Raw genomic sequence first — 24,185 nt, 5'->3', positions numbered from 1 at the left:
CGGCGTACCCACGCGGAGCATGGGCACGATAGTGTTCTCCCGAACGCCTATCCTTCCGAATGCTCCAGCGGGAATAGCCACGAGGAGCAGGCTCCCGAACGCCTATCGTTCCCACGCTCCGCGTGGTAATGCATTTCGTGACGCTCTGCGTCACACCGTTCTGCGATTCAGTGAGATTCAGGCTCGACTTGAATCACCTTTTCGCCCCTCGGCGACCTACTTTGATGGGGCCAAAGTAGGCAAATCCACTCGCTCCTGTTTCCGGCCCGACTTCGTCGGGTTCCTTCGCCCTGACACTGATCCGGGGATCGCCGCAACGGGCCATCCATGGCCCGGTGCGGCTAGCCTGGCGTCCTGCCAGGCTACCCCCGGATCAGCGCCAGGACTCAGCCGTCACTAACGTCGCACTCTGCGTCGTCAGTGCCATCGTGATAAAAAAGCGCTTTTATGCACGATAGTGTTCTTTTGGACATTTATCGCACCTCACGCTAAGCAGCCCTCACGCAAACTCCCCGAACTTCCCGCCCTGCCCCGGCTCATAGCTAACAAGCCCATCCATACGGTTGCCTCATGGATCTTGTCGTTGCTCGTCCCGAAGGTTTGTACTGCCCACCCGGTGATTTCTATATCGACCCGTGGCGCCCGGTCGAACGGGCCGTCATCACCCATGCGCATGGCGACCACGCCCGTACCGGCAATCAGCATTATCTGTCGGCGGCAAGCGGCGAGGGCATTCTGCGTTCGCGCCTTGGCCAGGACATCAACCTGCAGACCCTGGAATACGGCGAAACCATCACCCACCATGGGGTAAAACTCAGCCTGCACCCGGCCGGGCATGTGTTGGGGTCGGCGCAGGTGCGGCTGGAGTACCAAGGCGAAGTCTGGGTGGCTTCCGGGGATTACAAAGTCGAACCCGACGGCACCTGCGCGGCGTTCGAACCGGTGCGCTGTCACACCTTTATCACCGAATCGACCTTCGGCCTGCCGATCTATCGCTGGGCACCGCAGTCGCAGATTTTCGAAGGCATCAACCAGTGGTGGCGTGGCAATGCGGCCCAAGGCAAGGCCAGCGTGCTGTTCGCCTACTCGTTCGGTAAGGCGCAACGCATTCTGCATGGCATTGATTCGCAGATCGGGCCGATTCTGGTGCATGGCGCTGTCGAGCCGTTGAACCGGGTCTATCGCGAAGGCGGCATTCGTATTCCGGAAACCCAATACGCTGGCGATTTCAAAAAGACTGATCCGGCCCTGCGTCAGGCATTGATTCTCGCCCCGCCCTCGGCCGGTGGCAGCAGTTGGATGAAGCGCTTCGGCGAATACAGCGATGCGTTTGCCAGCGGCTGGATGATGCTGCGCGGCACGCGACGTCGGCGTGGCGTGGATCGCGGCTTTGTGCTATCCGATCACGCTGACTGGCCAGGCTTGCTGTGGGCCATCGAACAGACTGGTGCCGAGCGGGTCATGGTCACCCACGGTTCGGTCGGCATATTAGTGCGCTATCTGCGCGAACTGGGGCTGGATGCGCAAGGCTTCAGCACCGAATACGGCGATGAAGAAGACAGCAATCCAACGACGGCAGAGCCTGAGGCGGTAACTGCGGGGGAGGCTCAGTCATGAAAGCCTTCGCGGAACTCTACGCAAAACTGGACGCAACCACATCGAGCAACGCCAAACTCGCCGCGATGCGTGATTATTTCGAGAAAGCGGCTGCAGAGGATGCTGCCTGGGCTGTGTACTTCCTGTCCGGTGGACGCCCCAGGCAACTGGTGCCGACCCGCGTGTTGCGCGAGCAGGCAATGACTCTGGCGAATCTGCCGGAGTGGCTGTTCGAAGAAAGCTATCAGGCGGTCGGCGATCTGGCGGAGACCTTGTCGCTGTTGCTGCCCCAGGCCGATCACAGCAATGACGAGGGCCTGGCCACCTGGATGGAAGACAAGCTGCTGCCGTTGCGCGGCCTGCCGCCCGAAGAGCTGGCAGAACGCCTGCCGATGTTCTGGTTGCAACTGGACCGCAGCAGCCTGATGGTCTGTATAAAACTGATTACCGGCAGTTTCCGGGTTGGCGTATCGAAACTGCTGGTAACGCGCGCACTGGCTGCGCTGGCGGACATCGACAGCAAGCGCGTCGCCCAAAGGCTGGTGGGCTATACCGACCTGTCGCATCGGCCCAGCGCACAGCGCTACCTGAAACTGATCGCGCCCGAATCCGAAGATGAGCACGCACAACGTGGCGGTCAGCCCTATCCGTTTTTTCTTGCCCATTCTCTGCAACAGCCCGCCGACCAGTTCGAGGAGTTGCTCGGGGCGGCCGAGAACTGGCAGGTGGAGTGGAAGTGGGACGGTATTCGCGCACAACTGGTCAAACGTGACGGACGCTTATGGATCTGGTCGCGTGGCGAAGAGCTGGTCACCGACCGTTTTCCCGAGCTGCACAGCCTGGCGCAGTGCCTGCCTGACGGCACGGTGATAGACGGCGAAATCGTCGTCTGGAAAGCTCCCGACCCAAGCCCCGATGGCAGCGCTGAATTTGCGTTGAACGGTGATGCCACCACAGCATCACCTTCGGTTCAGCCCTTCGCCCTGTTGCAACAGAGGATTGGCCGCAAGACACTCGGCAAGAAGATCCTCGCCGACGTTCCCGTGGTAGTGCTGGCCTATGACCTGCTTGAATGGCAAGGCGATGACTGGCGCAGCCGGCCGCAACATGAACGTCGCACGCAACTGGAAACCTTGATCGAAAGCGTCCAGAGCGAGGTGCTGATGCCCTCCCCGGTACTCACTGGCAAGGATTGGCTTGATCTGGCGACGCAACGTGAAGCCTCTCGCAGTCTGGGCGTCGAGGGCATGATGCTCAAGGCCCGCGACTCGCTGTACGGCGTCGGTCGCACCAAGGACATGGGCGTGTGGTGGAAATGGAAAATCGACCCGTTCAGCGTCGATGCCGTGCTGATCTACGCGCAACGCGGCCACGGCCGACGTGCCAGTCTGTACAGCGACTACACCTTTGCGGTGTGGGACGGCCCGCCCGACGCCAGTGAGCGCACGCTGGTGCCATTCGCCAAAGCCTACTCAGGGCTGACCGACGAGGAAATGCGTAAGGTCGACGCCATCGTTCGTAAAACCACCGTGGAAAAATTTGGGCCGGTGAGCAGCGTCACGCCGACGCTGGTATTCGAACTGGGCTTTGAAGGCATTGCCTTGTCAAAGCGCCACAAGAGCGGCATTGCGGTGCGCTTCCCGCGCATGTTGCGCTGGCGGCAGGACAAGCCGGTGGCCGAAGCCGACAGCCTGGCGTCATTACAGGACCTGCTGAACTGACGCACCGAAAAAGTGCGCGTAAATTGACGCGCACCTTTTTGAAACACTGCCTGCCACCAGGGTTTGCCTGCCCGCAACAACCGTTCTCTTTCGTTACCATTCTGCCGCTCGCCGCGAGCCTAATGGGGGTGTGGTTTAAGTCACAGAGAACAACATCCCGCCCATAAACATGCCAAGGCGGCAGATTGCCAGCCATTTATACGAAATAGCGACAACGCCTTACATTTCAAACGCACGTTCATCGCTCTGGTTCGGAAATTGCTACCTTCTGCCAGTCTGGCACTTGCCGGTAGCAAGCTTCGCGTGTTCCCAACGCCCCATTTAAGGTTTTAAGGACTGAACAATGAAAAAAGCATGGCTGACTCTTTCTGCACTGGCTCTGTGCCTCGCCGCCGGTAATACGATGGCCAAGGAATACAAGGAACTGCGCTTCGGCGTTGATCCGTCCTATGCGCCGTTTGAATCCAAAGCCGCCGACGGCAGCCTGGTCGGCTTCGATATCGATCTGGGCAACGCGATCTGCAAAGAGCTGAAGGTCACCTGCAAATGGGTTGAAAGCGATTTCGACGGCATGATTCCCGGCCTCAAGGCACGCAAGTTCGACGGCGTGATCTCCTCGATGACCGTGACCCCTGCTCGCGAAAAAGTCATCGACTTCTCCAACGAACTGTTCTCCGGCCCTACTTCGCTGGTGTTCAAGAAAGGTGCAGGCTTTACCGCCGACCCGGCCAGCCTGAAAGGCAAGACCGTTGGCTATGAGCAAGGCACTATCCAGGAAGCCTACGCCAAGGCCGTACTGGACAAGGCCGGTGTATCCACCAAGGCCTACGCCAACCAGGATCAGGTTTACGCCGACCTGACTTCCGGTCGTCTGGACGCTTCGATCCAGGACATGCTGCAAGCCGAACTGGGTTTCCTGAAATCGCCAGCCGGTGCTGATTACGAAGTCAGCAAGCCTATCGACAGCGAATTGCTGCCAGCCAAAACCGCCATCGGCATCGCCAAGGGCAACAAAGAGCTGAAAGCGCTGCTGGATAAAGGCATCAAAGCGATGCACGACGACGGCACCTACGCCGAAATCCAGAAAAAGCATTTTGGCGACCTGAACCTGTACAGCGGCAAATAACACCCCGACGCCCATCGATTTCGGCGATGATTCGCCGCCCAATCGATGGGCGTCTCTGTTTTTGAAAGCAAGGCCTATCCATGCTCGATGCACTCATGCAAAACCTGGGACTCTCGGCGTTCAGCCTGAAGGGCTTTGGCCCGCTGTTGCTGGAAGGCACCTGGATGACCATCAAACTGGCTGTGCTGTCCCTCGCACTGAGCATCCTGCTCGGGCTGATCGGGGCAAGTGCCAAACTGTCGAGCTCGGCGCTGCTGCGCGTGCCGGCACAAATTTATACAACACTGATCCGCGGTATCCCGGATCTGGTGTTGATGCTGTTGATTTTCTACAGCCTGCAAACATGGCTGACCATGCTCACCGACGCGATGGAATGGGAATACATCGAGATCAACCCGTTTGGCGCGGGTGTCATCACTTTGGGCTTCATTTATGGGGCATATTTCACCGAGACGTTTCGCGGCGCGATTCTGTCCGTGCCTCGCGGTCAGGTGGAAGCAGCGACGGCCTATGGACTGAAACGCGGCCAGCGATTTCGCTACGTTGTGTTCCCGCAAATGATGCGTTACGCACTGCCGGGGATCGGCAATAACTGGCAGGTACTGCTCAAGGCTACGGCGCTGGTATCGATCATCGGCCTGGCTGATCTGGTCAAGGCCTCGCAGGACGCCGGCAAAAGTACCTATCAGTTGTTCTACTTTCTGGTGTTGGCGGCATTGATCTACCTGCTGATCACCAGCGCCTCGAACTTCGCCCTGCGTTGGGCTGAACGGCACTATGCCGCAGGCAGCCGGGAGGCACAGCGATGATCGAATTGTTACAGGAATACTGGAAACCCTTCCTTTATACAGACGGCGTAAATATCACTGGGCTGGCCATGACCATGTGGCTGCTCAGCGCCTCTATCGCCATCGGCTTCTGCGTGTCGATCCCGCTGTCGATTGCACGGGTGTCGAAAAACCGCTGGGTACGCTGGCCAGTGCAGTTCTACACCTACCTGTTTCGCGGCACGCCTCTCTATATACAGTTGCTGATTTGCTACACCGGCATTTACAGCATTGCTGCGGTGCGTGAACAGCCGATGCTGGATGCGTTTTTTCGCGATGCGATGAACTGCACAATCCTGGCCTTCACCCTGAACACCTGTGCGTACACCACAGAGATCTTTGCCGGTGCGATCCGCAGCATGGCCCACGGCGAAGTCGAAGCGGCCAAAGCCTACGGTCTGACCGGCTGGAAGCTTTACGCCTACGTGATCATGCCGTCGGTGCTGCGCCGGTCGCTGCCGTACTACAGCAATGAAGTGATCCTGATGCTGCACTCGACCACGGTGGCCTTTACCGCCACGGTGCCGGACATATTGAAAGTGGCGCGGGATGCCAACTCTGCCACTTTCATGACCTTCCAGTCCTTCGGTATCGCCGCCGTCATGTACCTGACCGTGACGTTCATTCTGGTCGGGCTGTTCCGCCTTGCCGAACGCCGCTGGCTGGCCTTTCTCGGCCCGGCCCATTAATCAGGACTGAACATGCACCATCACACCCATGACTTGCTGTCGCCAGTGCCAGGCACTGCCCGGCAGGTCCACAGCTTTCACTACGGCCCGCAAAACGGTTCCGGCAAGGTTTATATCCAGGCTTCGCTGCATGCGGACGAACTGCCGGGCATGCTGGTTGCCTGGTACCTGAAGCAGCGTCTGGCAGAACTGGAAAGTGCTGGTCGCCTGCTGGGTGAAGTCGTCGTGGTGCCGGTCGCCAACCCGATTGGTCTGGAACAGGTCCTGATGGACACACCTTTGGGCCGCTACGAGCTGGAAAGCGGCCAGAATTTCAATCGCTGGTTCAGCGACCTTGGCGCGCAGGTCGGCGATGATATCGAAGCCCGGCTGACTGCTGATGCAGAGCACAACGTCGCACTGGTGCGGGACAGCCTGAGAGCGGCGCTGGATGCCGTACCCGCAACCAGCCAATTGCAATCGCTGCGCCTGACCCTGCAGCGCCTGGCTTGCGATGCCGACATGGTGCTGGACCTGCACTGTGATTTCGAATCGGTCGAGCATCTGTACACTACGCCCGAAGCCTGGCCGAAAGTCGAGCCGCTGTCGCGCTACCTGGGCGCGCAAGCCAGCCTGCTGGCGACCGACTCGGGTGGTCAGTCGTTCGACGAATGCTTCACGCTGGTCTGGTGGCAATTGCAGCAACGCTTCGGTGAGCGCTTTCCGATTCCCATGGGCAGTTTCTCAGTGACGCTCGAGCTACGCGGGCAAGGCGATGTGAACCATGCCCTCGCCAGCCGTGACTGTCAGGCCATCATTCATTACCTGATCGACGCGGGCATCATCGACGGCGAACGCCAGCCTCTGCCCGAACTGCTCTACCCCGCTACGCCATTGGCAGCGGTCGAACCGGTGACCACGCCGGTCGGCGGCCTGCTGGTGTTCTGCGCGATGCCCGGCGAACACGTCGAGGCCGGCCAACTGATTGCCGAGGTCATCGACCCGATCAGCGACACCGTGGCCTGCATCCATGCCTTGAATGCGGGGCTGCTGTACGCGCGCTCGCTGCGCCGCATGGCGACTGCCGGCATGGTCATTGCGCACATCGCCGGCACCCAGGCCTATCGCAGCGGCTATCTACTTTCTCCTTGAGGACCTGTCATGTACAAACTGACCATCGATGGCCTGCACAAAAGCTATGGCGACAACAAAGTGCTCAAAGGCGTATCGCTCAAGGCCAGCAGCGGTGACGTGATCTGCCTGATCGGCGCCAGTGGCTCCGGCAAGAGCACCTTTCTGCGCTGCATCAACTTTCTCGAACAGCCCAATGACGGGGCAATGAGCCTGGATGGCAAGCAAGTGCGCATGGTCAGCGACAAGGACGGCATGCGCGTTGCCGACGCGGATGAACTGCAGCGCATCCGCACGCGGCTGGCGATGGTGTTTCAGCACTTCAACCTGTGGGCGCACATGACCGTGCTGGAAAACATCACCATGGCCCCGCGCCGCGTACTGGGCGTGCCCAAGGCCGAAGCCGAGGCCCGCGCGCGCAAATACCTGGAAAAGGTCGGTCTGCCGGAGCGTGTTGCCGATCAGTACCCGGCGTTCCTGTCGGGCGGCCAGCAACAGCGCGTGGCCATTGCCCGTGCGCTGGCAATGGAGCCGGAAATCATGCTGTTCGACGAACCTACCTCGGCACTGGACCCGGAACTGGTCGGTGAAGTGCTGAAGGTCATTCAGGGCCTGGCCGAGGAAGGCCGAACCATGATTCTGGTGACACACGAGATGGGCTTTGCGCGCAAGGTTGCGAGCCAGGTGGTGTTCCTGCACCAAGGCCAGATCGAAGAATCCGGCCACCCGGACGAGGTGCTTAACAATCCGAAAAGCGAGCGCTTGCAGCAGTTTTTGAGTGGAAATCTGAAGTAGCGCTTTTTGTGTATGAAGCCGGAAACGCCTGGTAACCGGAACTGAAATATCCACGACTATAGCCCCCACTCCAGCGTGGGGATGCAGTGCTAGAGGCTCTGCGTCGCCAAGAGGACGCGGAGCGTCCGGAAAGGCATGCGACGCGGTGCGGCGCACGATATTGAGATCATCGTTCCTACGCTCCAGCGTGGGAATGCAGGTCTCGACGCTCTGCGTCGCCATGAGGACGCAGAGCGTCCGGAAACGCATGCGACGCGCAGCGCCGCACGATATGGAGATCATCGTTCCTACGCTCCAGTGAACTGCCCCCAAGAAGTTGGACACCAATCCGACCTCACGGGGGTGTTCAAATGGGTAAGTATTCAGAGCAGTTCAAGCTCACTGTCGTCAAAGCGTATCTTGAAGACAACATGGGCTTTCGTATGGTAGCCCGCCAGTTCTCGATCGATTTCAGCCTGCTTCGACGCTGGGTCGCTAACTACAAGAGTCATGGTCACACCGGCCATCGCAAGCCTGGTCTTCGATACAGCGAAGCTTTCAAGCGCTCAGTGCTTGAGCACAGGCGTGAACACAAGCTATCGCTCCGTCAGGCCGCTGCGCATTTTGGTATCGGGGATCCCGGCCAAATAGTCATTTGGGAAAAGCGGCATTACAGTAGCGGTACAGCCCCGTATGTTCCTGCCAGAAGAAAGCCTGTCGCCATGCCAAAGAAGCCTTATCCCGCCAAACCAGTAACCGCCGACGATACGCAGAAGACGCGCGACCAGTTGATGAGCGAGCTTGAATATCTGCGCATGGAGAACGCTTACCTAAAAAAGTTGGAAGAGCTGAAGGAGCAGAAACGACGGCAACCGAAAAAGCCCTGAGCATCAAGCAACTGAGGGGCCGGTTCCCGCTTTGCGCTCTGCTGAGGCTGGCGGGCTTGGCACGCAGCACGTTTTACTATCAGGTTCAGGTGCAATCCAGACCCGATCCCTATGCTGCTTTGAAACAGTTAGTCGAAAGCATTTACCACGAGGAGAAAGGCCTTTATGGCGCTCGGCGTATCACGGCGGTCATTCGCACTGCAGGTATTTTGGTCAACAAGAAGGTTGTAGAACGACTGATGGCAGAACTGGGCCTGCGATCAGTGGTGCGCCCCAAAAAATACCGCTCCTATAAGGGCGTAATCGGAACCATTGCGCCGAATTTGCTGGAGCGCAATTTCAGCGCGCAACGCCCGAACCAGAAGTGGGTGACCGATGTGACTGAGTTCAAGGTAGGCAATCGAAAGCTGTATCTCTCACCCGTGATGGACTTGTACAACGGTGAAATCGTGGCGTATGAAGTGTCGACAAGGCCGAGCTTTGAGCTGGTCACCAGCATGCTGGACAAGGCGCTTCAGCAGTTGCAGGACGAGCCGAAGCTTGTGATGCACTCGGACCAGGGCTGGCAGTATCAACACGCGCAGTATCGCCATAAGCTATCGGTACGAGGCGTCAAACAAAGCATGTCCCGTAAGGGCAACTGCCTGGACAATGCGGCAATGGAAAGCTTTTTCGGTACACTGAAATCCGAGTTTTTCTACCTGAAACAGTTTGAAAGCATCGATGAGTTGAAAGCAGGTCTGGATGAGTACATCCACTACTACAACCATGACCGCATCAAGCTGAAGCTCAACGGCCAAAGCCCCGTAAAATACAGGGCTCAGGCGGCAAGCTAAAACCGTCCAACTTTTGGGGGGCAGTTCACCAGCGTGGGAATGCAGGTTTCGACGCTCTGCGTCGCCAGGAGTACGCGGAGTGTCCGGAAAGGCATGCGACGCGCAGCGCCGCACGATATTAAGATCATCGTTCCGCACGCTCCAGCGTGGGAATGCAGGTCTCGACGCTCTGCGTCGCCATGAGGACGCAGAGCGTCCGGAAACGCATGCGACGCGCAGCGCCGCACGATCGTTGAGATTCCGCATGCTCCAGCCATATAACCATTTAAAACTATTACCCTTTCTTCGCTGTCTCTGACTTAACGCCACTCAGAGCACACGCAAACGGATGAGCAGACCCACCGATTTCGCTCGACGATGGTTTCTCGCCCGCGGCTGGAAGCCGTTCGCTTTTCAGAAGGAGGTTTGGGCGGCGGTGAAGAAAGGTGAGTCCGGCCTGCTGCATGCCAGTACCGGCTCGGGCAAGACCTACGCCGTATGGTTCGCCGCGCTCAACCGCTTCGCCAAAGCCAATACGCTCACCGCTGACAACAAACCTCGTAAACGTAAACCGCTCGCTGAACCGCTGAGTGTCCTGTGGATCACGCCCATGCGCGCCTTGGCCGCCGATACCGCCAGAGCCCTTGAAGCACCATTGGCCGAATTGGATATCCCGTGGTCGGTGGGCTTGCGCACCGGCGATACCAGCGGCAGCGAACGCGCCCGCCAGAGCCGGCGGCTGCCCTCAGCGCTGATCACCACCCCAGAGAGCCTGACACTGCTGCTGACCCGTGCCGACGCTCAGGTCGCCTTGTCGACACTGAAGATGGTGGTGGTGGACGAATGGCACGAGCTGATCGGCAACAAGCGCGGCGTGCAGTTGCAACTGGCCCTGGCGCGCCTGAGGCGCTGGAATCCGCAACTGATCGTATGGGGCATTTCCGCGACGCTGGGTAATCAGCAACATGCGCAGCAGGTGCTGATCGGCGACGGCGGCGTGACCGTGCAAGGCAAGATCGTCAAGGACTTACAGGTCGATACGCTGCTGCCGCCGTCCATCGAACGCTTCCCGTGGGCCGGGCATATGGGCTTGCGCATGTTGCCGCAGGTCGTCACCGAGGTGGAAAGCAGCGCGAGCTGTCTGGTGTTCACCAACACTCGGGCACAATCGGAAATCTGGTATCAGGCGCTACTGGAAGCCCGCCCCGACTGGGCAGGATTGATTGCCCTGCATCACGGGTCGCTGGCGCGAGAGGTCCGAGACTGGGTCGAGCGCGCGTTAAAAGAAGGCGCACTCAAGGCTGTGGTGTGCACCTCCAGTCTGGACCTGGGCGTGGACTTTCTACCGGTGGAGCGCGTTTTGCAAATCGGCTCACCCAAAGGTGTCGCGCGCCTGATGCAGCGCGCCGGACGCTCAGGCCATGCGCCGGGCCGCCCTTCGCGTGTCACGCTGGTGCCGACCCACAGCCTGGAACTGGTCGAAGCAGCCGCCGCCCACGACGCCGTCGCCGCGCGGATGATCGAGCCACGCGAATCGCCGCAGCAGCCGCTGGACGTTCTGGTCCAGCATCTGGTCAGCATCGCACTGGGCGGTGGCTTCCTGCCCGATGAACTGCTGACCGAAGTGCGCAGCGCCTGGGCCTATCGAGACCTCAGCGACGAGCAATGGCAATGGGCGCTGGCCTTTGTGCGCAACGGCGGTCACTCACTGACGGCCTACCCCGATTACCGCCGCGCCGAACCGGATGAACAGGGTGTCTGGCGTGTACCCGATGCGCGTCTTGCCAGGCGACACCGCATGAGCGTCGGCACCATCGTCAGCGAAGCTACCGTTAACCTGAAGTACTGGAAAAAAGGCGGCGGTGGCGGCTCGTTGGGCAGTGTTGAAGAAGGTTTCATCGCCCGGCTCAAGCCTGGTGACGGCTTTCTGTTCGGCGGGCGCTTGCTGGAGCTGGTCCGAGTGGAAAACATGACGGCCTACGTCAAGCGGGCTGCTGGCAAGAAAGCCGCAGTGCCACGCTGGAACGGTGGGCGAATGCCCCTGTCCAGCGAACTGGCAGACGCCGTGGTGGAGAAGTTCGATGCGGCGGCGCGGGGTGAATTCACCAGCCCTGAAATGCAAGCCATCAAACCCTTGCTGGAAGTGCAGCAACAATGGTCCGGGCTACCGCAACGTGACACGCTGCTGGCTGAAACCCTTAAATCCCGTGAAGGCTGGCACCTGTTCCTCTACCCGTTCGCCGGCCGTCATGTGCATTTGGGGCTGGGCAGCCTTCTGGCCTGGCGCCTGAGCCAACATCGGCCGCTGACCTTTTCCATCGCCGTCAACGACTATGGGCTGGAACTGCTCAGCGCCAGCGAGATTGACTGGGCTCAGGCGTTGCGGGCTGACCTGTTCAGCGAGACGGATCTTTTGGCCGACATTATTGCCAGCCTGAATGCGGGCGAACTGGCACTGCGGCGCTTTCGCGAAATCGCTCGCATCTCGGGGCTGGTGTTTTCCGGCTACCCGGGAGCGGCGAAAAGCAATCGACAGCTTCAGGCATCGAGCGGGCTTTTTTTTGAGGTATTCAAGCAATACGATGCTGACAACATGCTGCTGACCCAGGCCGAACAGGAAGTGCTACGCCAGGAGCTGGATCTGCAGCGTCTGGAGCTGACATTACGCCAGATCAACAGTCGCAGGCTGGACCTGCATGCGATAAAACGCGCAACCCCGCTGGCGTTTCCACTGCTGGTCGAGCGCTTTCGCGAAAGTCTCAGTTCGGAAAAACTCGCTGACCGCATTGCGCGCATGGTCCGCGACCTGGAGAAAGCCGCAGGTCCGGAGCATGAGCAATGAAGCCGTACGTCGCGATAACACTGGCGGGAGAAGAGCTGTGGCTGTTGGCCGACAAGGCCGTCTACTACCCCGCAGAACGATCCTTGCTGATTGCCGATGCGCATTTTGGCAAGGCAGCGGCCTACCGCAAGCTGGGTCAACCAGTGCCACATGGCACCACCCAAGCCAATCTGCGGCGACTGGACAGCCTGCTCGATGCGTATGCCTGCGATCATCTGATTTTTTTGGGCGACTTTCTGCACGCGCCGGAATCACACGCAGCGGGCACGCTCGCGGCACTGGAACAATGGCGGGGCGAACACCCGGCGTTGCGCATCACCCTGATCCGCGGTAACCATGACAAACGGGCGGGCGACCCACCCATCTGGGCATAGATGTAGTCCCCGAACCCCTGACGCTGGGGCCCTTTGCCTTGCAACACGAGCCTGACCCACACCCTCAATTGCACGTACTGGCCGGGCACGTTCACCCTGTTTACCGGCTGCACGGGCGTGGCAGGCAAAGCTTGCGACTGGCGTGCTTCTACCTGGGCCAACGCGTCAGCCTGCTGCCAGCGTTCGGTGAGTTTACGGGCGGGTTTCAGATTCGTCCGGCGCAGGACTGCTCAGTCTATGTGACAGGCGGTGATGCCGTGTGGCGAGTGGTATAGCGTCGCTGGCCGCCGCATACGAGGCCCTGCCCCTCAAAAGGAGAAGCAGGGAGCTGGTAATCAGGCAACCGGCGCAGGTGGCGGCTCGTCAGGAACGGTAGGTCCACCTGGCTCAGTGGGCTCCGGATAGGGAGTATCTGGCCCTGGATCACCCGGAATGCCACCACCGACCACATTAAGCTCGGGAAGCAGATCCGAATGAGCCATCAATGACCAGGCAAGCAACCCGATCTCGTTAAGCGGAGATTGAACCTGTTCAGAGATTTTGAAAGTAGTCTTCATAGGGCACTCCAGATCAAAGGCCGTCGCACATATCGATTATGCGAAAGCATGTGAGCAGATAGAGTGCGAAATAGAGTATTAATTCAATTCCACTAATCACCTGACCGGCAAATCAGGTACGTGGCAGGGTGACGCCACGCTGGCCCTGGTATTTGCCGCCTCGATCCTTGTAGGACACTTCACATTCCTCATCGGACTCGAGGAACAGCATCTGTGCCACGCCTTCGTTGGCGTAGATCTTGGCCGGCAATGTCGTGGTGTTGGAGAACTCCAGCGTCACATGGCCTTCCCACTCTGGTTCAAGCGGCGTGACGTTGACGATAATGCCGCAGCGCGCATAGGTGCTTTTGCCCAGGCAGATGGTCAGAACGTTACGCGGAATGCGGAAATATTCGACGGTGCGTGCCAGCGCGAACGAGTTGGGGGGGATGATGCATACGTCGCTCTTGATATCGACGAAGCTTTTTTCATCAAAGTTTTTCGGATCGACAGTGGCCGAATTGATGTTGGTAAACACCTTGAATTCGTCTGCGCAACGCACGTCGTAGCCGTAGCTGGACACGCCGAAGGAGATCACCCTGTCAGCTCCTTCGCCACGTACCTGGCGCTCCACAAAGGGCTCGATCATCCCGTGTTCCTGCGCCATGCGGCGAATCCACTTGTCCGATTTGATGCTCATGGCGGTGTCCTGAATAGCGAGGTAAAAAAGATATCCGGCATCTTACCGGGCCGGGGCCGACGGTTCAAAGGCAACAGATAGCGAGTTTGTGTGACGAGCCGGGCTCTTTCGCTGCGAATGGAAATAATCATCAACAGACCATTGGCACGTTCGGAAAAAAGGGTTAAGGTGGCGTCACTGTGTTGCTTGTGTCACTGAGAATCTCTACACGATGTTGAATTTCGATCCAACCATCTCCATGAATTTTCCAGCTCTTTGCACTCAGTCTCGGCCAGGGCTCTTCCTACGCCGCAGTTAACTTTGTCCAAGGAGATATACTATGTCTAATCGCCAAACTGGTACCGTTAAGTGGTTCAACGATGAAAAAGGCTTCGGCTTCATCACTCCACAATCCGGTGACGACCTGTTCGTGCACTTCAAAGCTATCCAATCCGACGGCTTCAAAAGCCTGAAAGAAGGCCAACAGGTTTCTTTCATCGCTACCCGCGGTCAGAAAGGCATGCAAGCTGAAGAAGTTCAAGTTATCTAACTTGTCCTGATTCGCTTAAAAACCCCGCCCTTAAAAGCGGGGTTTTTTATTGCCTGTCGTTTGAGCATTTGCGTACCCATCAAGCCATGCATAAGCCTGACCGAGAGACGTCAATTGGCTGCGCCTCCCCGCCAGAGCACCGCTACAGAATCAATCGTCGCTGACAGAAATGGTCGGCATCGCCGGGCTTGCAGCTTCCTGCAAGACGATTCGTGCGCCCACGTGACGTGCCAGCTCTTGATACACCATCGCAATCTGACTTTCCGGCTCGGCAATAGCGGTAGGCTTGCCGCCATCTGCCTGCTCGCGAATCAGTATCGACAACGGCAGTGATGCCAGCAGCTCGACATTGTACTGCGACGCCAGCTTCTCACCGCCGCCCTCACCAAACAGATGCTCCGCATGGCCGCAATTGGAGCAGATGTGTACCGCCATGTTTTCCACAACGCCCAGCACCGGGATGTTGACCTTGCGGAACATCTCGACACCCTTCTTCGCATCCAGCAAGGCCAGATCCTGAGGCGTGGTGACAATCACAGCACCGGCAACCGGGACCTTCTGCGCCAGCGTCAACTGGATATCGCCCGTGCCGGGCGGCATGTCGATAACCAGATAGTCCAGATCATTCCAGGCAGTCTGCGTGACCAGTTGCAGCAACGCCCCTGACACCATAGGCCCGCGCCAGACCATAGGCGTGTTGTCATCGGTCAGAAACGCCATCGACATCACGTCAATGCCATGAGCCTGGACCGGCACGAACCACTTCTGGTCCTTGATCTTCGGCCGCGTGCCTTCAGCAATACCGAACATCACACCCTGACTCGGCCCATAGATATCAGCATCGAGAATACCGACCCGTGCGCCCTCGCGAGACAGTGCCAATGCCAGATTGGCCGCCGTGGTGGACTTGCCGACACCGCCCTTGCCCGACGCAACGGCCACGATGTTTTTCACATTGGCCAGACCGGGGATCTGGCTCTGTGCCTTGTGCGCGCTGATCACGCTTTTAATGGCAACCGTGGCCGAGCTGACGCCGTCCAGGTTCTCGATGGCGGTTTTCAGCACTTGCGCCCAGCCGTTCCTGAACAGGTCGGCGGCATAGCCCAGTTCGAGTTGCACGCTGACCTGTGCACCCTGGATATCGATGGACCGCACGCAACCGGCACTGACCGGGTCCTGATTCAGATAAGGGTCGGTGTACTGGCGAAGAATCGTCTCCACCGCTGCGCGATTGACTGCGCTCATGGGCTTACTCCGTAAAAGACTGAGTGAAACAGCCGACTATCGTACCTGTTCTGTCCGTAGCCGACATGATTTCACTGAACCCTGCCCAACCACTCAGGAGTATTCCCACAACCGAGCGGGGTGAAAAAAATCGCTCAGACCTTTATAGTGGCCGGTCTCCGTTTCACTTCAAGTAGCCGAGCCCCATGTCCGAGCCACGCAAGATTCTCGTTACCAGCGCCCTGCCCTATGCCAATGGTCCCGTTCACCTTGGCCACATGCTCGAGTACATCCAGACCGACATGTGGGTGCGTTTTCAGAAGCACCGCGGCAACCAATGCATTTATGTCTGCGCGGACGACGCTCACGGTTCGGCAATCATGCTGCGCGCTGAAAAAGAAGGCATTACGCCAGAACAGCTCATCGACAACGTCAAGGCCGAACACAGCGCCGACTTCGCCGACTTCCTGGTGGATTTCGATAATTTCCACTCGACGCACTCGGACGAAAACCGCGAGCTGTCGAGCATGATCTACACGCGCCTGCGCGACGCAGGTCATATAGCAACCCGTTCGGTGACCCAGTATTTCGACCCGGAAAAGAAAATGTTCCTGGCCGACCGCTTCATCAAAGGCACCTGCCCGAAATGTGCGGCTGAAGATCAGTACGGCGACAACTGTGAAAAGTGCGGCGCAACCTATGCCCCGACCGACCTGAAAAACCCCAAGTCGGCAATTTCCGGGACCACACCGGTACTCAAGGACTCGAAGCACTTCTTCTTCGACCTGCCTGCATTCGACGCGATGCTGAAAAGCTGGACGCGCAGCGGAACCCTGCAGGACGCTGTCGCAAACAAGATCGCCGAATGGCTGGACAGCGGCCTGCAACAGTGGGACATCTCCCGCGATGCGCCGTATTTCGGCTTTGAAATCCCCGATGAGCCAGGCAAATACTTTTACGTATGGCTGGATGCGCCGATCGGCTACATGGCCAGCTTCAAGAACCTGTGTGCACGTCGTCCGGACCTGGACTTCGACGCGTACTGGGGCAAGGGTGCGACCACCGAGCTCTATCACTTCATCGGCAAGGACATCGTCAATTTCCACGCCCTGTTCTGGCCAGCCATGCTGGAAGGTGCAGGGTTGCGCACACCGACCGGCATCAACGTTCACGGCTACCTGACCGTAAACGGACAGAAAATGTCGAAGTCACGTGGCACCTTTATCAAGGCACGCACCTACCTCCACCATCTGCCACCCGAGTACCTGCGCTATTACTACGCGTCGAAACTGGGTCGTGGCGTCGACGACCTGGATTTGAACCTCGAAGACTTCGTGCAAAAGGTCAACTCTGACCTGATCGGCAAGGTCGTGAACATCGCCAGCCGTTGTGCCGGGTTTATTCACAAAGGCAACGCCGGTGTGATGGGCGAGGCCAATGCAGCGCCCGAATTGACCGATGCATTCCTGGCGGCCGCGCCGAGCATTGCCGACGCCTACGAAGCCCGAGATTTCGCCCGTGCCATGCGTGAAACCATGGCTCTGGCGGATCGCGCCAACGCCTATATCGCGGAAAAAGCGCCGTGGGCGCTGGCCAAACAGGAAGGCAAACAGGATGAAGTCCAGGCAGTCTGCTCGCTGGGTATCAATCTGTTCCGCCAACTGGTCATTTTCCTCAAACCGGTATTGCCGAATCTGGCCGCCGACGCAGAGAAGTTTCTCAACGTCGAACCATTGACCTGGGAAGACCACAAGACCTTGCTGGCCAATCATCAGCTCAACCCGTTCTCGGCACTGATGACCCGCATAGATCCACTCAAGGTAGAAGCCATGGCTGCTGCCTCCAAGGAAGACCTGACCGCTACCGACACTACCGCGAGCAGTGCGCCCGCCGGTAATGGCGAACTCGCCAAAGACCCGCTGTCGGCGGAAATCGACTTTGACGCTTTTGCCGCTGTAGACCTGCGCGTTGCCCTGATTCTCAAGGCCGAACATGTGGAGGGTGCCGACAAGTTGCTGCGCCTGACTCTGGACATCGGCGACGAGCAACGTAATGTCTTTTCCGGCATCAAAAGCGCCTATCCGACCCCGTCCGAGCTCGAAGGCCGTCTGACCATGATGATCGCCAACCTCAAGCCAAGGAAAATGCGTTTCGGCATTTCCGAAGGCATGGTGATGGCGGCAGGCCCTGGCGGCGAGGAGATCTATCTGCTCAGCCCGGACAGTGGTGCAAAACCCGGCCAGCGCATCAAGTAAACCCGGACAAGGCCCGGTATCCAGCCATCAGGCGGATACCGGGCCTTTGCGCATTCGCAAACCTCCCGATCTGTCCGATAATGCTGCACCCTCGATAGACAGAACACCTGTTGGTCACCTGGCAAGATCATGACTGAATTGATTCGCCTGCTTCCCGACGTGGACCTTATCCGCAGCATCGACGCCCTTCTGCCGCAGACTCAGTGCGGCAAGTGCGGCCACCCCGGCTGCAAGCCCTACGCAGAGGGCATTGCCGGCGGCGAAGCCATCAACAAATGCCCACCGGGCGGGGACGAAACAATAGCCCAGCTGGCAGAGCTGCTTGCGGTTCCGGTTCTGAGGCTGGATATGGAACGCGGTGCAGCCCCTGCGCAGGTTGCGTTCATTCGCGAAGCAGAGTGCATTGGCTGCACCAAATGCATTCAGGCCTGCCCCGTGGACGCCATTGTCGGCGCTGCAAAGTTGATGCACACCGTGATTGTCGATGAGTGCACTGGCTGCGATCTGTGCGTTGCGCCATGCCCGGTAGACTGCATTGAAATGCATCCGCTGCCGATGGCGAGTGTCACGCCCATCATAGGCGGCCTGGCACCCACCCCTGATCTGCAAAAAGCTCGTCTGCGCAAGCGTACCCACGCCCGGCTGCGTTTCGAAGCACGCAATGCACGCTTGTACCGCGAGCAACAAACCCGGCTGGCCGAGCGTATCGCCCGGTCACAGCGCGCTGAACCAAGTCGTGACGCTTTACAGTCCGCCGCCAGACACGCCCAGAACGACAAGCCTGCCACGCCGGACGAGGCCCTGAAAAAAGCCCGGATTGCCGTGGCCATGAGTCGTGCGCAGCTCAACAAGTCGCTCAAGGCTTTCGGCCATCCGCCGATTGCCGAGCAGGCCGCCAGGCTCGTGGAGTTGCAACGCGAATATGAAGCAGCCGAACAGGCACTTGCAGCGCTTCTGCAAGCACCCGTACAGACTCATCCTGAGGAAAATCTCCGCCCATGAATGCTGCAAAACGTCAGGAAATCTTTCGCAGGCTGCATGAGGACAATCCGGACCCGAAAACCGAACTGGCCTACACCACGCCTTTTGAGTTGTTGATAGCCGTTATCCTTTCTGCCCAGGCCACTGACGTGAGCGTCAACAAGGCCACGGCGAAGCTGTACCCGGTCGCCAACACGCCACAAGCCATATATGACCTAGGCGTTGAAGGGCTGTCCGAGTACATCAAGACAATTGGCCTCTACAACAGCAAAGCCAAAAACGTAATTGAAACCTGCCGGATGCTGGTGGAGTTGCATAACAGCGAAGTACCGCAGACCCGAGAAGCGCTCGAGGCCTTACCGGGCGTAGGACGCAAGACTGCCAATGTCGTGCTCAACACCGCTTTCCGTCAGGTCGCAATGGCTGTAGACACTCACATCTTTCGCGTCAGCAACCGTACGGGCATCGCACCAGGGAAAAATGTGGTGGAGGTCGAGAAGCAATTGATGAAATTTGTGCCCAAGAACTATCTGCTCGATGCGCACCACTGGCTGATCCTGCACGGACGCTACGTTTGCCAGGCACGCAAGCCCAGATGCGGCAGTTGCCGTATAGAAGACCTGTGCGATTACAAGGAGAAAACGTCCGACGATTGAGCCAGCCCGGTAATTGCTGCTCTGTCGATTGAAAAAATCTTTTTTACCCGCTTGTGGATTGTCGATATAAGAAGCGCCAGAGAGCCCAAGCCCTGGAGTCGACTTCATGAGCACTGACAACGAGCAACTGGACGTGGACGATGACCTTGTTGCCGTCGATACGGACGAAACCGAAACTGCGACCGTAGAGCCGGCAAAGACCAATCTGAGCAAACGACGCACCATCGACAACCTGCTTGAAGAGCGGCGCTTGCAGAAACAACTGGCCGATTACGATTTCGACTTCTAGACAAGCGCAAAACCTCGCACCGGCTTCCTGGAACCTAACGTTCTACTCTGGCATTTGAAGCCTCTCGCAGAAGAGGCTTCAATACGTGAGATGGCTGCTCGTCACTCGCTCCATACACGTGGACATCAGGCACACGCCCTTCTCAAACAGGCCGGCTACTCAGACCAGCCCGTTACGCTGGGCGAGCTCGATCAGGTCGACCAGTGAATGCGCGTTGAGCTTGAGCAGCAAACGCGTTTTGTAGGTACTGACGGTTTTATTGCTCAGAAACATACCGTCTGCAATTTCCTTGTTGGTCTTGCCTCTGGCCAGTTGTTGCAGAACCATCATCTCCCTGCCGGAAAGTCGGTCAACCATGTCCGACTCGCTCGCGTTGCCCATACTGGAGCGAACAGTATGCAATGCCTGATTGGGAAAGTAGCTGTACCCCGAGAGTACCGCCTTGATAGCGCTGAGCAGCTCGGTCAGGTCCTGTTGCTTGCAGACATATCCGGCGGCCCCTGCCTGCATGCAGCGCATGGAAAAGTGGCCGGGTGCCTGAGACGTCAGAATCAGGACCTTGAACGGCAATGTCATGGCTGACAGGCGGGCAATGACTTCCAGCCCGTCGAGCTTGGGGATACCAATATCAAGAATGACGATATCAGGAAGGTGCTCACGAGCCAGTTGCAGCGCATCCACACCGTTGTCAGTCTCCGCGATGACCTCATAGCCATGACGCTCCATCAGCATGCGTACAGCAAGGCGAATGACGGGATGATCATCCACGATCAGCACTTTATTCATGGGCAGTACATTTTTCGCTATTCGAATTTTCAGAGCCAGCACAATAACTTAGTCGTTTACTGCTTTGCATGGCGCTCACCCTTGTGGACTGACAGCCAAAGACCATTCCTACAATTACAGCAGAAACTTCCTACAAAACTCGGCAGGAACGTACATTTTTTATTAATTTTCACAGAGCCTTCCTTTTCGGAATCTGGTGATTTTTTATTGCTGGCGGCTACGGCATAAGCATCGCAGCGCCAGTCAGTAAATGCATGCAGCAAAACCCGGCCAAACTTTTACGTTCAAAAATGACCTTGCTGCATCTGTTAAAAGTATCGCCACACTATTTTTGCATCACCGTCAGAACACGCCTGACACATGGCTTATCGCCAGCAAAAACAGCTGAAAACCCTTGAGCTGAATCATTTGAAGGCAGGCCACTACCTGTACGCCAGGAAAATGCAGGACTGCCATCAGTTTTCATCGATCTTTGTCTCGCCGCTCGCACATCGATATAGGGCGCTGGCAGGCATTACAGCCTTTATCCAGATAGCCAGCCAACTATAGAGGCCTTGCATCCGGATGCCTTACCCGAAACCCCATGATGGAAAATCAGTGAATACACACCACGCATTACATACGTAAACGGGGATTAAAAATTACACATCTATTACGGAATTTCGTACAAATATTTATTTAAGGACACACCCTACAGGCCTGAAAGAAAAGTCCTACAACAGAAGCGCACAACATAAACGCGGCCTGCCATATTGGGCCACTGTCGACAAACGCTAAATAATGGTAATCCACCAACCTTTGCACTGTCGCAAAATCTTACACACACCATAGCATAACCCTACATCATTCAAGACCATAAGTAGCTCTTTCGGCAAGTAGCAAATACCATTTTTTATTTCAGGTCCAGACACAGGGAATCGAATAGGAAACGTACTACAAAATTCACGGACGCAACATTACAACACGTAAGACTTTATAAAGAACGACACATCAATTCTGGAGACACGCCATTTTTCACTTGCAAATTTTATTATCAGTCGTTACTTTTTTAACAGAAACTTTATTATTTACTGCCATTAACTATGTGCAGCCCTATGAAACCCTATCATTAGGTAATACAGCTTTGCAGTTCATGAGCGGCGCGTTTACACGAACTCGGTGTATCACGCGAACCGGCTGAATTCAGGTGTTACGTACACGGCTCATCAGGCGAGCTGCTGCGTGACAAACACTGAGTGCCTGGCAACTCTTTTGAATGGGCTCTGTGTATAACCATGTTCAAAAAGGGACACACCATGAATACTAGATATGCGCGCACGCGCTCATCAATACCCACCGCCTCTGAGTTAATCACCGCTGTGGAAAACTTTGTTGCCAAAGGCGGTATTATTGCAGTCATACCCGATGGAGAGGTGGCAGGCGCATCAAACCCTTCCTCAACTGATACAGCGCCAACCCTGCCAGACGGGCCTGAACACGCTGGCAAGCTTGAACAACTCAAATACCTGGCCGCCAAGGGCGCAGGCTTCACAGCGCTGCAATATTCATTACGCATGAATAAAAAAGACGTTCGCCAACTGGCCACCGAAAACGGTGTGACGATCGCTGTCAGTCAGCCCATGCTCACCACCCGCAGGGACGCCCGTCATGACACGACGGATATCGACGACGTGGTGGCCGGCCACGCCATGCATTACTCGGCGCTGGGCTATACCGCAGCCGAGATTGCCCAGGTACTGGACCTGAGCCTTCGCCAGGTATGGAATATCGGCAAAGCCTATCGATTCGAGTTCAGGCAGCAACGCGATAGCGACACGCCCTGAGGCCAGACTCTAAAACAGGTACCGAGTGCATAAGTTTCGACTGCCACGCAGAAAGCACCAGGCCCCCTGCTTTTAACTTCGACAGCTACTGTAGGAAAAAACCAAAAGCACACCTGCGCTTTTCGCCATGAACGGTAAGAACGGATTTAATGAGTACATAGGCGGTGGTATATGATCGCCTGCACCCGGCTAAAGAATTCTTACATGACTTGCCGAAGGAAATACGCTGTCAATATCAAACGCGCACTGCAACACCGAAAACACATTGAGTGTCCGGCAGGACGGTTTCGAAACACTTATGAACAATGAGTAACTTGTCAGGGAGACTGAATTTGAGAAATGGCTACAGGCGTGACGGGGAACCCGGGTTTAAAGTGCAGCCCCGCGAGGGCTGCACTCATCGAACAACCAGCAGTATCAGAACAGCTTGCGGCCTTTATTCGCAGCAATACGCATACGCAAGGCATTGAGCTTTATGAAGCCTGCCGCATCAGCCTGATCATAGGCGCCTGCGTCATCTTCAAAGGTAGCAATATTGGCATCGAACAACGAATCGTCCGACTTGCGACCGGTGACGATCACATTGCCCTTATAAAGCTTCAGACGTACAACACCGTTCACATGGGCCTGAGACGCGTCGATCATCTGCTGCAGCATAAGACGCTCCGGGCTCCACCAGTAACCGGTGTAGATCAGGCTGGCGTACTTGGCCATCAGTTCGTCCTTGAGGTGGGCGACTTCACGGTCCAGGGTGATCGATTCAATGGCGCGGTGAGCGCGCAGCATGATGGTGCCGCCAGGTGTCTCGTAGCAGCCACGGGACTTCATGCCCACGTAGCGGTTTTCAACGATATCCAGACGTCCGATGCCGTTTTCGCCACCGATGCGGTTCAGGGTCGCCAACACAGTGGCAGGCGTCATCTCAACGCCGTCCAGCGCAACGATGTCGCCATTGCGGTAGGTCAGCTCCAGATAAGTTGCAACGTTCGGCGCGTCCTCAGGGGACTTGGTCCAGCGCCACATGTCTTCTTCGTGCTCGGTCCAGGTGTCTTCCAGCACGCCGCCCTCATAGGAGATGTGCAGCAGGTTGGCATCCATCGAGTACGGGGATTTCTTCTTGCCGTGGCGCTCGATCGGAATGTTGTGCTTCTCGGCGTAGTCCATCAGCTTTTCACGAGAGAGCAGGTCCCATTCACGCCACGGAGCAATCACTTTGACCCCTGGCTTGAGCGCATAGGCGCCCAGCTCGAAACGCACCTGATCGTTGCCTTTGCCGGTGGCACCATGGGAAATGGCATCAGCGCCGGTTTCGTTGGCGATCTCGATCAGGCGCTTGGCGATCAGCGGGCGAGCGATGGAAGTGCCCAGCAGGTACTCGCCTTCATAGACGGTGTTGGCACGGAACATCGGGAACACGAAATAACGCACGAACTCTTCGCGCAGGTCATCGATGTAGATTTCTTTCACGCCCATGGCCTGAGCCTTGGCGCGCGCCGGCTCGACTTCTTCACCCTGACCCAGGTCAGCGGTAAAGGTCACCACTTCGCAGTTGTACGTATCTTGCAGCCACTTGAGGATTACCGAAGTATCCAGGCCACCGGAATACGCGAGAACTACCTTGTTTACGTCCGCCATGCCATCACTC

At 57.4% G+C, this 24,185-nt stretch carries 21 protein-coding genes and 1 pseudogene; 17 read left to right on the top strand and 5 right to left on the bottom strand.

The window, feature by feature from the left end:
• The first annotated feature begins 570 nt into the window (after positions 1 to 570).
• From AC4ANK_RS08080 to pdeM, 10 genes and pseudogenes are all read left to right on the top strand, one after another.
• The gene (locus AC4ANK_RS08080) at positions 571 to 1,617 is read left to right on the top strand and encodes a ligase-associated DNA damage response exonuclease (RefSeq protein ID WP_002554827.1); all 1,047 of its coding nucleotides are present in this window, start codon (positions 571 to 573) and stop codon (positions 1,615 to 1,617) included.
• Positions 1,614 to 3,317: an ATP-dependent DNA ligase gene (locus AC4ANK_RS08075; RefSeq protein ID WP_002554828.1), complete on the top strand. Its 1,704-nt coding sequence runs from the start codon at positions 1,614 to 1,616 to the stop codon at positions 3,315 to 3,317. The genes AC4ANK_RS08080 and AC4ANK_RS08075 overlap by 4 nt, the downstream gene beginning before the upstream one ends.
• Before the next feature lie 343 nt (positions 3,318 to 3,660).
• A complete protein-coding gene (locus AC4ANK_RS08070; protein WP_002554829.1) occupies positions 3,661 to 4,443 on the top strand; it encodes a transporter substrate-binding domain-containing protein in 783 nt (260 codons plus the stop codon).
• An 80-nt stretch (positions 4,444 to 4,523) separates the two neighbouring features.
• Positions 4,524 to 5,252 (top strand): ABC transporter permease, encoded by a 729-nt coding sequence (locus AC4ANK_RS08065; protein ID WP_002554830.1) that lies wholly within the window; start codon positions 4,524 to 4,526, stop codon positions 5,250 to 5,252.
• Positions 5,249 to 5,959: an ABC transporter permease gene (locus AC4ANK_RS08060; RefSeq protein ID WP_002554831.1), complete on the top strand. Its 711-nt coding sequence runs from the start codon at positions 5,249 to 5,251 to the stop codon at positions 5,957 to 5,959. Before AC4ANK_RS08065 ends, AC4ANK_RS08060 begins: the two co-directional genes overlap by 4 nt.
• Positions 5,960 to 5,971: 12 nt before the next feature.
• Positions 5,972 to 7,090, top strand: a complete 1,119-nt coding sequence (locus AC4ANK_RS08055; protein WP_002554832.1) for a succinylglutamate desuccinylase/aspartoacylase family protein — start codon at positions 5,972 to 5,974, stop codon at positions 7,088 to 7,090.
• Positions 7,091 to 7,099: 9 nt separating this feature from the next.
• Positions 7,100 to 7,864 carry an ABC transporter ATP-binding protein gene (locus tag AC4ANK_RS08050; RefSeq protein WP_002554833.1) on the top strand — a complete coding sequence of 255 codons (765 nt, stop codon included), beginning with the start codon at positions 7,100 to 7,102 and terminating at the stop codon, positions 7,862 to 7,864.
• Between the two features lie 350 nt (positions 7,865 to 8,214).
• Positions 8,215 to 9,566, top strand: a protein-coding gene (locus tag AC4ANK_RS08045) for an IS3 family transposase (protein ID WP_095077641.1) whose coding sequence is annotated in 2 segments (ribosomal slippage) — positions 8,215 to 8,674 and positions 8,674 to 9,566 — 1,353 coding nt in all. Because the reading frame shifts where the segments join, the coding sequence is not laid out codon by codon here.
• Between the two features lie 328 nt (positions 9,567 to 9,894).
• Complete coding sequence (locus AC4ANK_RS08040) at positions 9,895 to 12,387, top strand: ligase-associated DNA damage response DEXH box helicase (RefSeq protein ID WP_002554834.1); 2,493 nt, start codon at positions 9,895 to 9,897, stop codon at positions 12,385 to 12,387.
• Positions 12,384 to 13,036, top strand: a pseudogene (pdeM, locus tag AC4ANK_RS08035) (ligase-associated DNA damage response endonuclease PdeM). Before AC4ANK_RS08040 ends, pdeM begins: the two are co-directional and overlap by 4 nt.
• Before the next feature lie 60 nt (positions 13,037 to 13,096).
• On the opposite strand, the gene AC4ANK_RS08030 reads toward pdeM, so the two are convergent.
• Entirely contained in the window at positions 13,097 to 13,318 is a 222-nt protein-coding gene (locus AC4ANK_RS08030; RefSeq protein ID WP_002554835.1) for a hypothetical protein, read from the bottom strand.
• 112 nt (positions 13,319 to 13,430) lie between these two features.
• Positions 13,431 to 13,997, bottom strand: coding sequence for a dCTP deaminase (dcd, locus tag AC4ANK_RS08025; RefSeq protein ID WP_002554836.1), 567 nt, complete (start codon positions 13,995 to 13,997; stop codon positions 13,431 to 13,433).
• Between the two features lie 319 nt (positions 13,998 to 14,316).
• Here dcd and AC4ANK_RS08020 point away from each other — a divergent pair, with 319 nt between their 5' ends.
• Positions 14,317 to 14,526: a cold-shock protein gene (locus AC4ANK_RS08020; RefSeq protein WP_002554837.1), complete on the top strand. Its 210-nt coding sequence runs from the start codon at positions 14,317 to 14,319 to the stop codon at positions 14,524 to 14,526.
• A gap of 150 nt (positions 14,527 to 14,676) precedes the next feature.
• Here the strand turns inward: AC4ANK_RS08020 and apbC are convergent, their stop codons facing one another.
• Positions 14,677 to 15,771: an iron-sulfur cluster carrier protein ApbC gene (gene apbC, locus AC4ANK_RS08015; protein ID WP_002554838.1), complete on the bottom strand. Its 1,095-nt coding sequence runs from the start codon at positions 15,769 to 15,771 to the stop codon at positions 14,677 to 14,679.
• Between the two features lie 185 nt (positions 15,772 to 15,956).
• On the opposite strand from apbC, the gene metG reads away from it, so the two are divergent.
• The 4 genes from metG to AC4ANK_RS07995 all read left to right on the top strand — a co-directional run bounded on the left by metG (position 15,957) and on the right by AC4ANK_RS07995 (position 19,931).
• The gene (gene metG, locus AC4ANK_RS08010) at positions 15,957 to 18,005 is read left to right on the top strand and encodes a methionine--tRNA ligase (RefSeq protein WP_002554839.1); all 2,049 of its coding nucleotides are present in this window, start codon (positions 15,957 to 15,959) and stop codon (positions 18,003 to 18,005) included.
• 129 nt (positions 18,006 to 18,134) lie between these two features.
• Entirely contained in the window at positions 18,135 to 19,007 is an 873-nt protein-coding gene (gene rsxB / locus AC4ANK_RS08005; protein WP_002554840.1) for an electron transport complex subunit RsxB, read from the top strand.
• Positions 19,004 to 19,642 carry an endonuclease III gene (gene nth, locus AC4ANK_RS08000; protein ID WP_002554841.1) on the top strand — a complete coding sequence of 213 codons (639 nt, stop codon included), beginning with the start codon at positions 19,004 to 19,006 and terminating at the stop codon, positions 19,640 to 19,642. The genes rsxB and nth overlap by 4 nt, the downstream gene beginning before the upstream one ends.
• A 106-nt stretch (positions 19,643 to 19,748) precedes the next feature.
• Positions 19,749 to 19,931, top strand: coding sequence for a PA3496 family putative envelope integrity protein (locus AC4ANK_RS07995; RefSeq protein ID WP_002554842.1), 183 nt, complete (start codon positions 19,749 to 19,751; stop codon positions 19,929 to 19,931).
• Positions 19,932 to 20,090: 159 nt separating this feature from the next.
• Here AC4ANK_RS07995 and AC4ANK_RS07990 read toward each other — a convergent pair whose 3' ends face one another.
• Entirely contained in the window at positions 20,091 to 20,717 is a 627-nt protein-coding gene (locus tag AC4ANK_RS07990; RefSeq protein ID WP_002554843.1) for a response regulator transcription factor, read from the bottom strand.
• Positions 20,718 to 21,077: 360 nt separating this feature from the next.
• On the opposite strand from AC4ANK_RS07990, the gene AC4ANK_RS07985 reads away from it, so the two are divergent.
• Together AC4ANK_RS07985 and AC4ANK_RS07980 are read left to right on the top strand one after the other, a co-directional pair.
• Complete coding sequence (locus tag AC4ANK_RS07985; protein WP_002554844.1) at positions 21,078 to 21,266, top strand: hypothetical protein; 189 nt, start codon at positions 21,078 to 21,080, stop codon at positions 21,264 to 21,266.
• A gap of 746 nt (positions 21,267 to 22,012) precedes the next feature.
• Positions 22,013 to 22,540 carry a hypothetical protein gene (locus tag AC4ANK_RS07980; RefSeq protein ID WP_002554845.1) on the top strand — a complete coding sequence of 176 codons (528 nt, stop codon included), beginning with the start codon at positions 22,013 to 22,015 and terminating at the stop codon, positions 22,538 to 22,540.
• Between the two features lie 417 nt (positions 22,541 to 22,957).
• Here AC4ANK_RS07980 and AC4ANK_RS07975 read toward each other — a convergent pair whose 3' ends face one another.
• The gene (locus tag AC4ANK_RS07975; protein WP_002554846.1) at positions 22,958 to 24,175 is read right to left on the bottom strand and encodes an argininosuccinate synthase; all 1,218 of its coding nucleotides are present in this window, start codon (positions 24,173 to 24,175) and stop codon (positions 22,958 to 22,960) included.
• Positions 24,176 to 24,185: the final 10 nt, after the last annotated feature.

Source organism: Pseudomonas sp. Pmew2 (assembly GCF_058129885.1).
The sequence above is the reverse complement of the archived record's forward strand: the minus strand, read 5'-3'. Positions and strand labels throughout refer to the sequence as shown.

Coding starts and splice junctions, on each gene's coding strand:
- dcd (WP_002554836.1), bottom strand. CDS start 13,997: ATGAGCATCAAATCGGACAAGTGGATTCGCCGCATGGCGCAGGAACAC.
- AC4ANK_RS08030 (WP_002554835.1), bottom strand. CDS start 13,318: ATGAAGACTACTTTCAAAATCTCTGAACAGGTTCAATCTCCGCTTAAC.
- rsxB (WP_002554840.1), top strand. CDS start 18,135: ATGACTGAATTGATTCGCCTGCTTCCCGACGTGGACCTTATCCGCAGC.
- AC4ANK_RS08070 (WP_002554829.1), top strand. CDS start 3,661: ATGAAAAAAGCATGGCTGACTCTTTCTGCACTGGCTCTGTGCCTCGCC.
- nth (WP_002554841.1), top strand. CDS start 19,004: ATGAATGCTGCAAAACGTCAGGAAATCTTTCGCAGGCTGCATGAGGAC.
- AC4ANK_RS07980 (WP_002554845.1), top strand. CDS start 22,013: ATGAATACTAGATATGCGCGCACGCGCTCATCAATACCCACCGCCTCT.
- AC4ANK_RS08040 (WP_002554834.1), top strand. CDS start 9,895: ATGAGCAGACCCACCGATTTCGCTCGACGATGGTTTCTCGCCCGCGGC.
- AC4ANK_RS08055 (WP_002554832.1), top strand. CDS start 5,972: ATGCACCATCACACCCATGACTTGCTGTCGCCAGTGCCAGGCACTGCC.
- AC4ANK_RS07995 (WP_002554842.1), top strand. CDS start 19,749: ATGAGCACTGACAACGAGCAACTGGACGTGGACGATGACCTTGTTGCC.
- AC4ANK_RS08075 (WP_002554828.1), top strand. CDS start 1,614: ATGAAAGCCTTCGCGGAACTCTACGCAAAACTGGACGCAACCACATCG.
- AC4ANK_RS08050 (WP_002554833.1), top strand. CDS start 7,100: ATGTACAAACTGACCATCGATGGCCTGCACAAAAGCTATGGCGACAAC.
- AC4ANK_RS08080 (WP_002554827.1), top strand. CDS start 571: ATGGATCTTGTCGTTGCTCGTCCCGAAGGTTTGTACTGCCCACCCGGT.
- AC4ANK_RS07975 (WP_002554846.1), bottom strand. CDS start 24,175: ATGGCGGACGTAAACAAGGTAGTTCTCGCGTATTCCGGTGGCCTGGAT.
- apbC (WP_002554838.1), bottom strand. CDS start 15,771: ATGAGCGCAGTCAATCGCGCAGCGGTGGAGACGATTCTTCGCCAGTAC.
- AC4ANK_RS07985 (WP_002554844.1), top strand. CDS start 21,078: ATGGCTTATCGCCAGCAAAAACAGCTGAAAACCCTTGAGCTGAATCAT.
- AC4ANK_RS08065 (WP_002554830.1), top strand. CDS start 4,524: ATGCTCGATGCACTCATGCAAAACCTGGGACTCTCGGCGTTCAGCCTG.
- AC4ANK_RS08060 (WP_002554831.1), top strand. CDS start 5,249: ATGATCGAATTGTTACAGGAATACTGGAAACCCTTCCTTTATACAGAC.
- AC4ANK_RS07990 (WP_002554843.1), bottom strand. CDS start 20,717: ATGAATAAAGTGCTGATCGTGGATGATCATCCCGTCATTCGCCTTGCT.
- AC4ANK_RS08020 (WP_002554837.1), top strand. CDS start 14,317: ATGTCTAATCGCCAAACTGGTACCGTTAAGTGGTTCAACGATGAAAAA.
- metG (WP_002554839.1), top strand. CDS start 15,957: ATGTCCGAGCCACGCAAGATTCTCGTTACCAGCGCCCTGCCCTATGCC.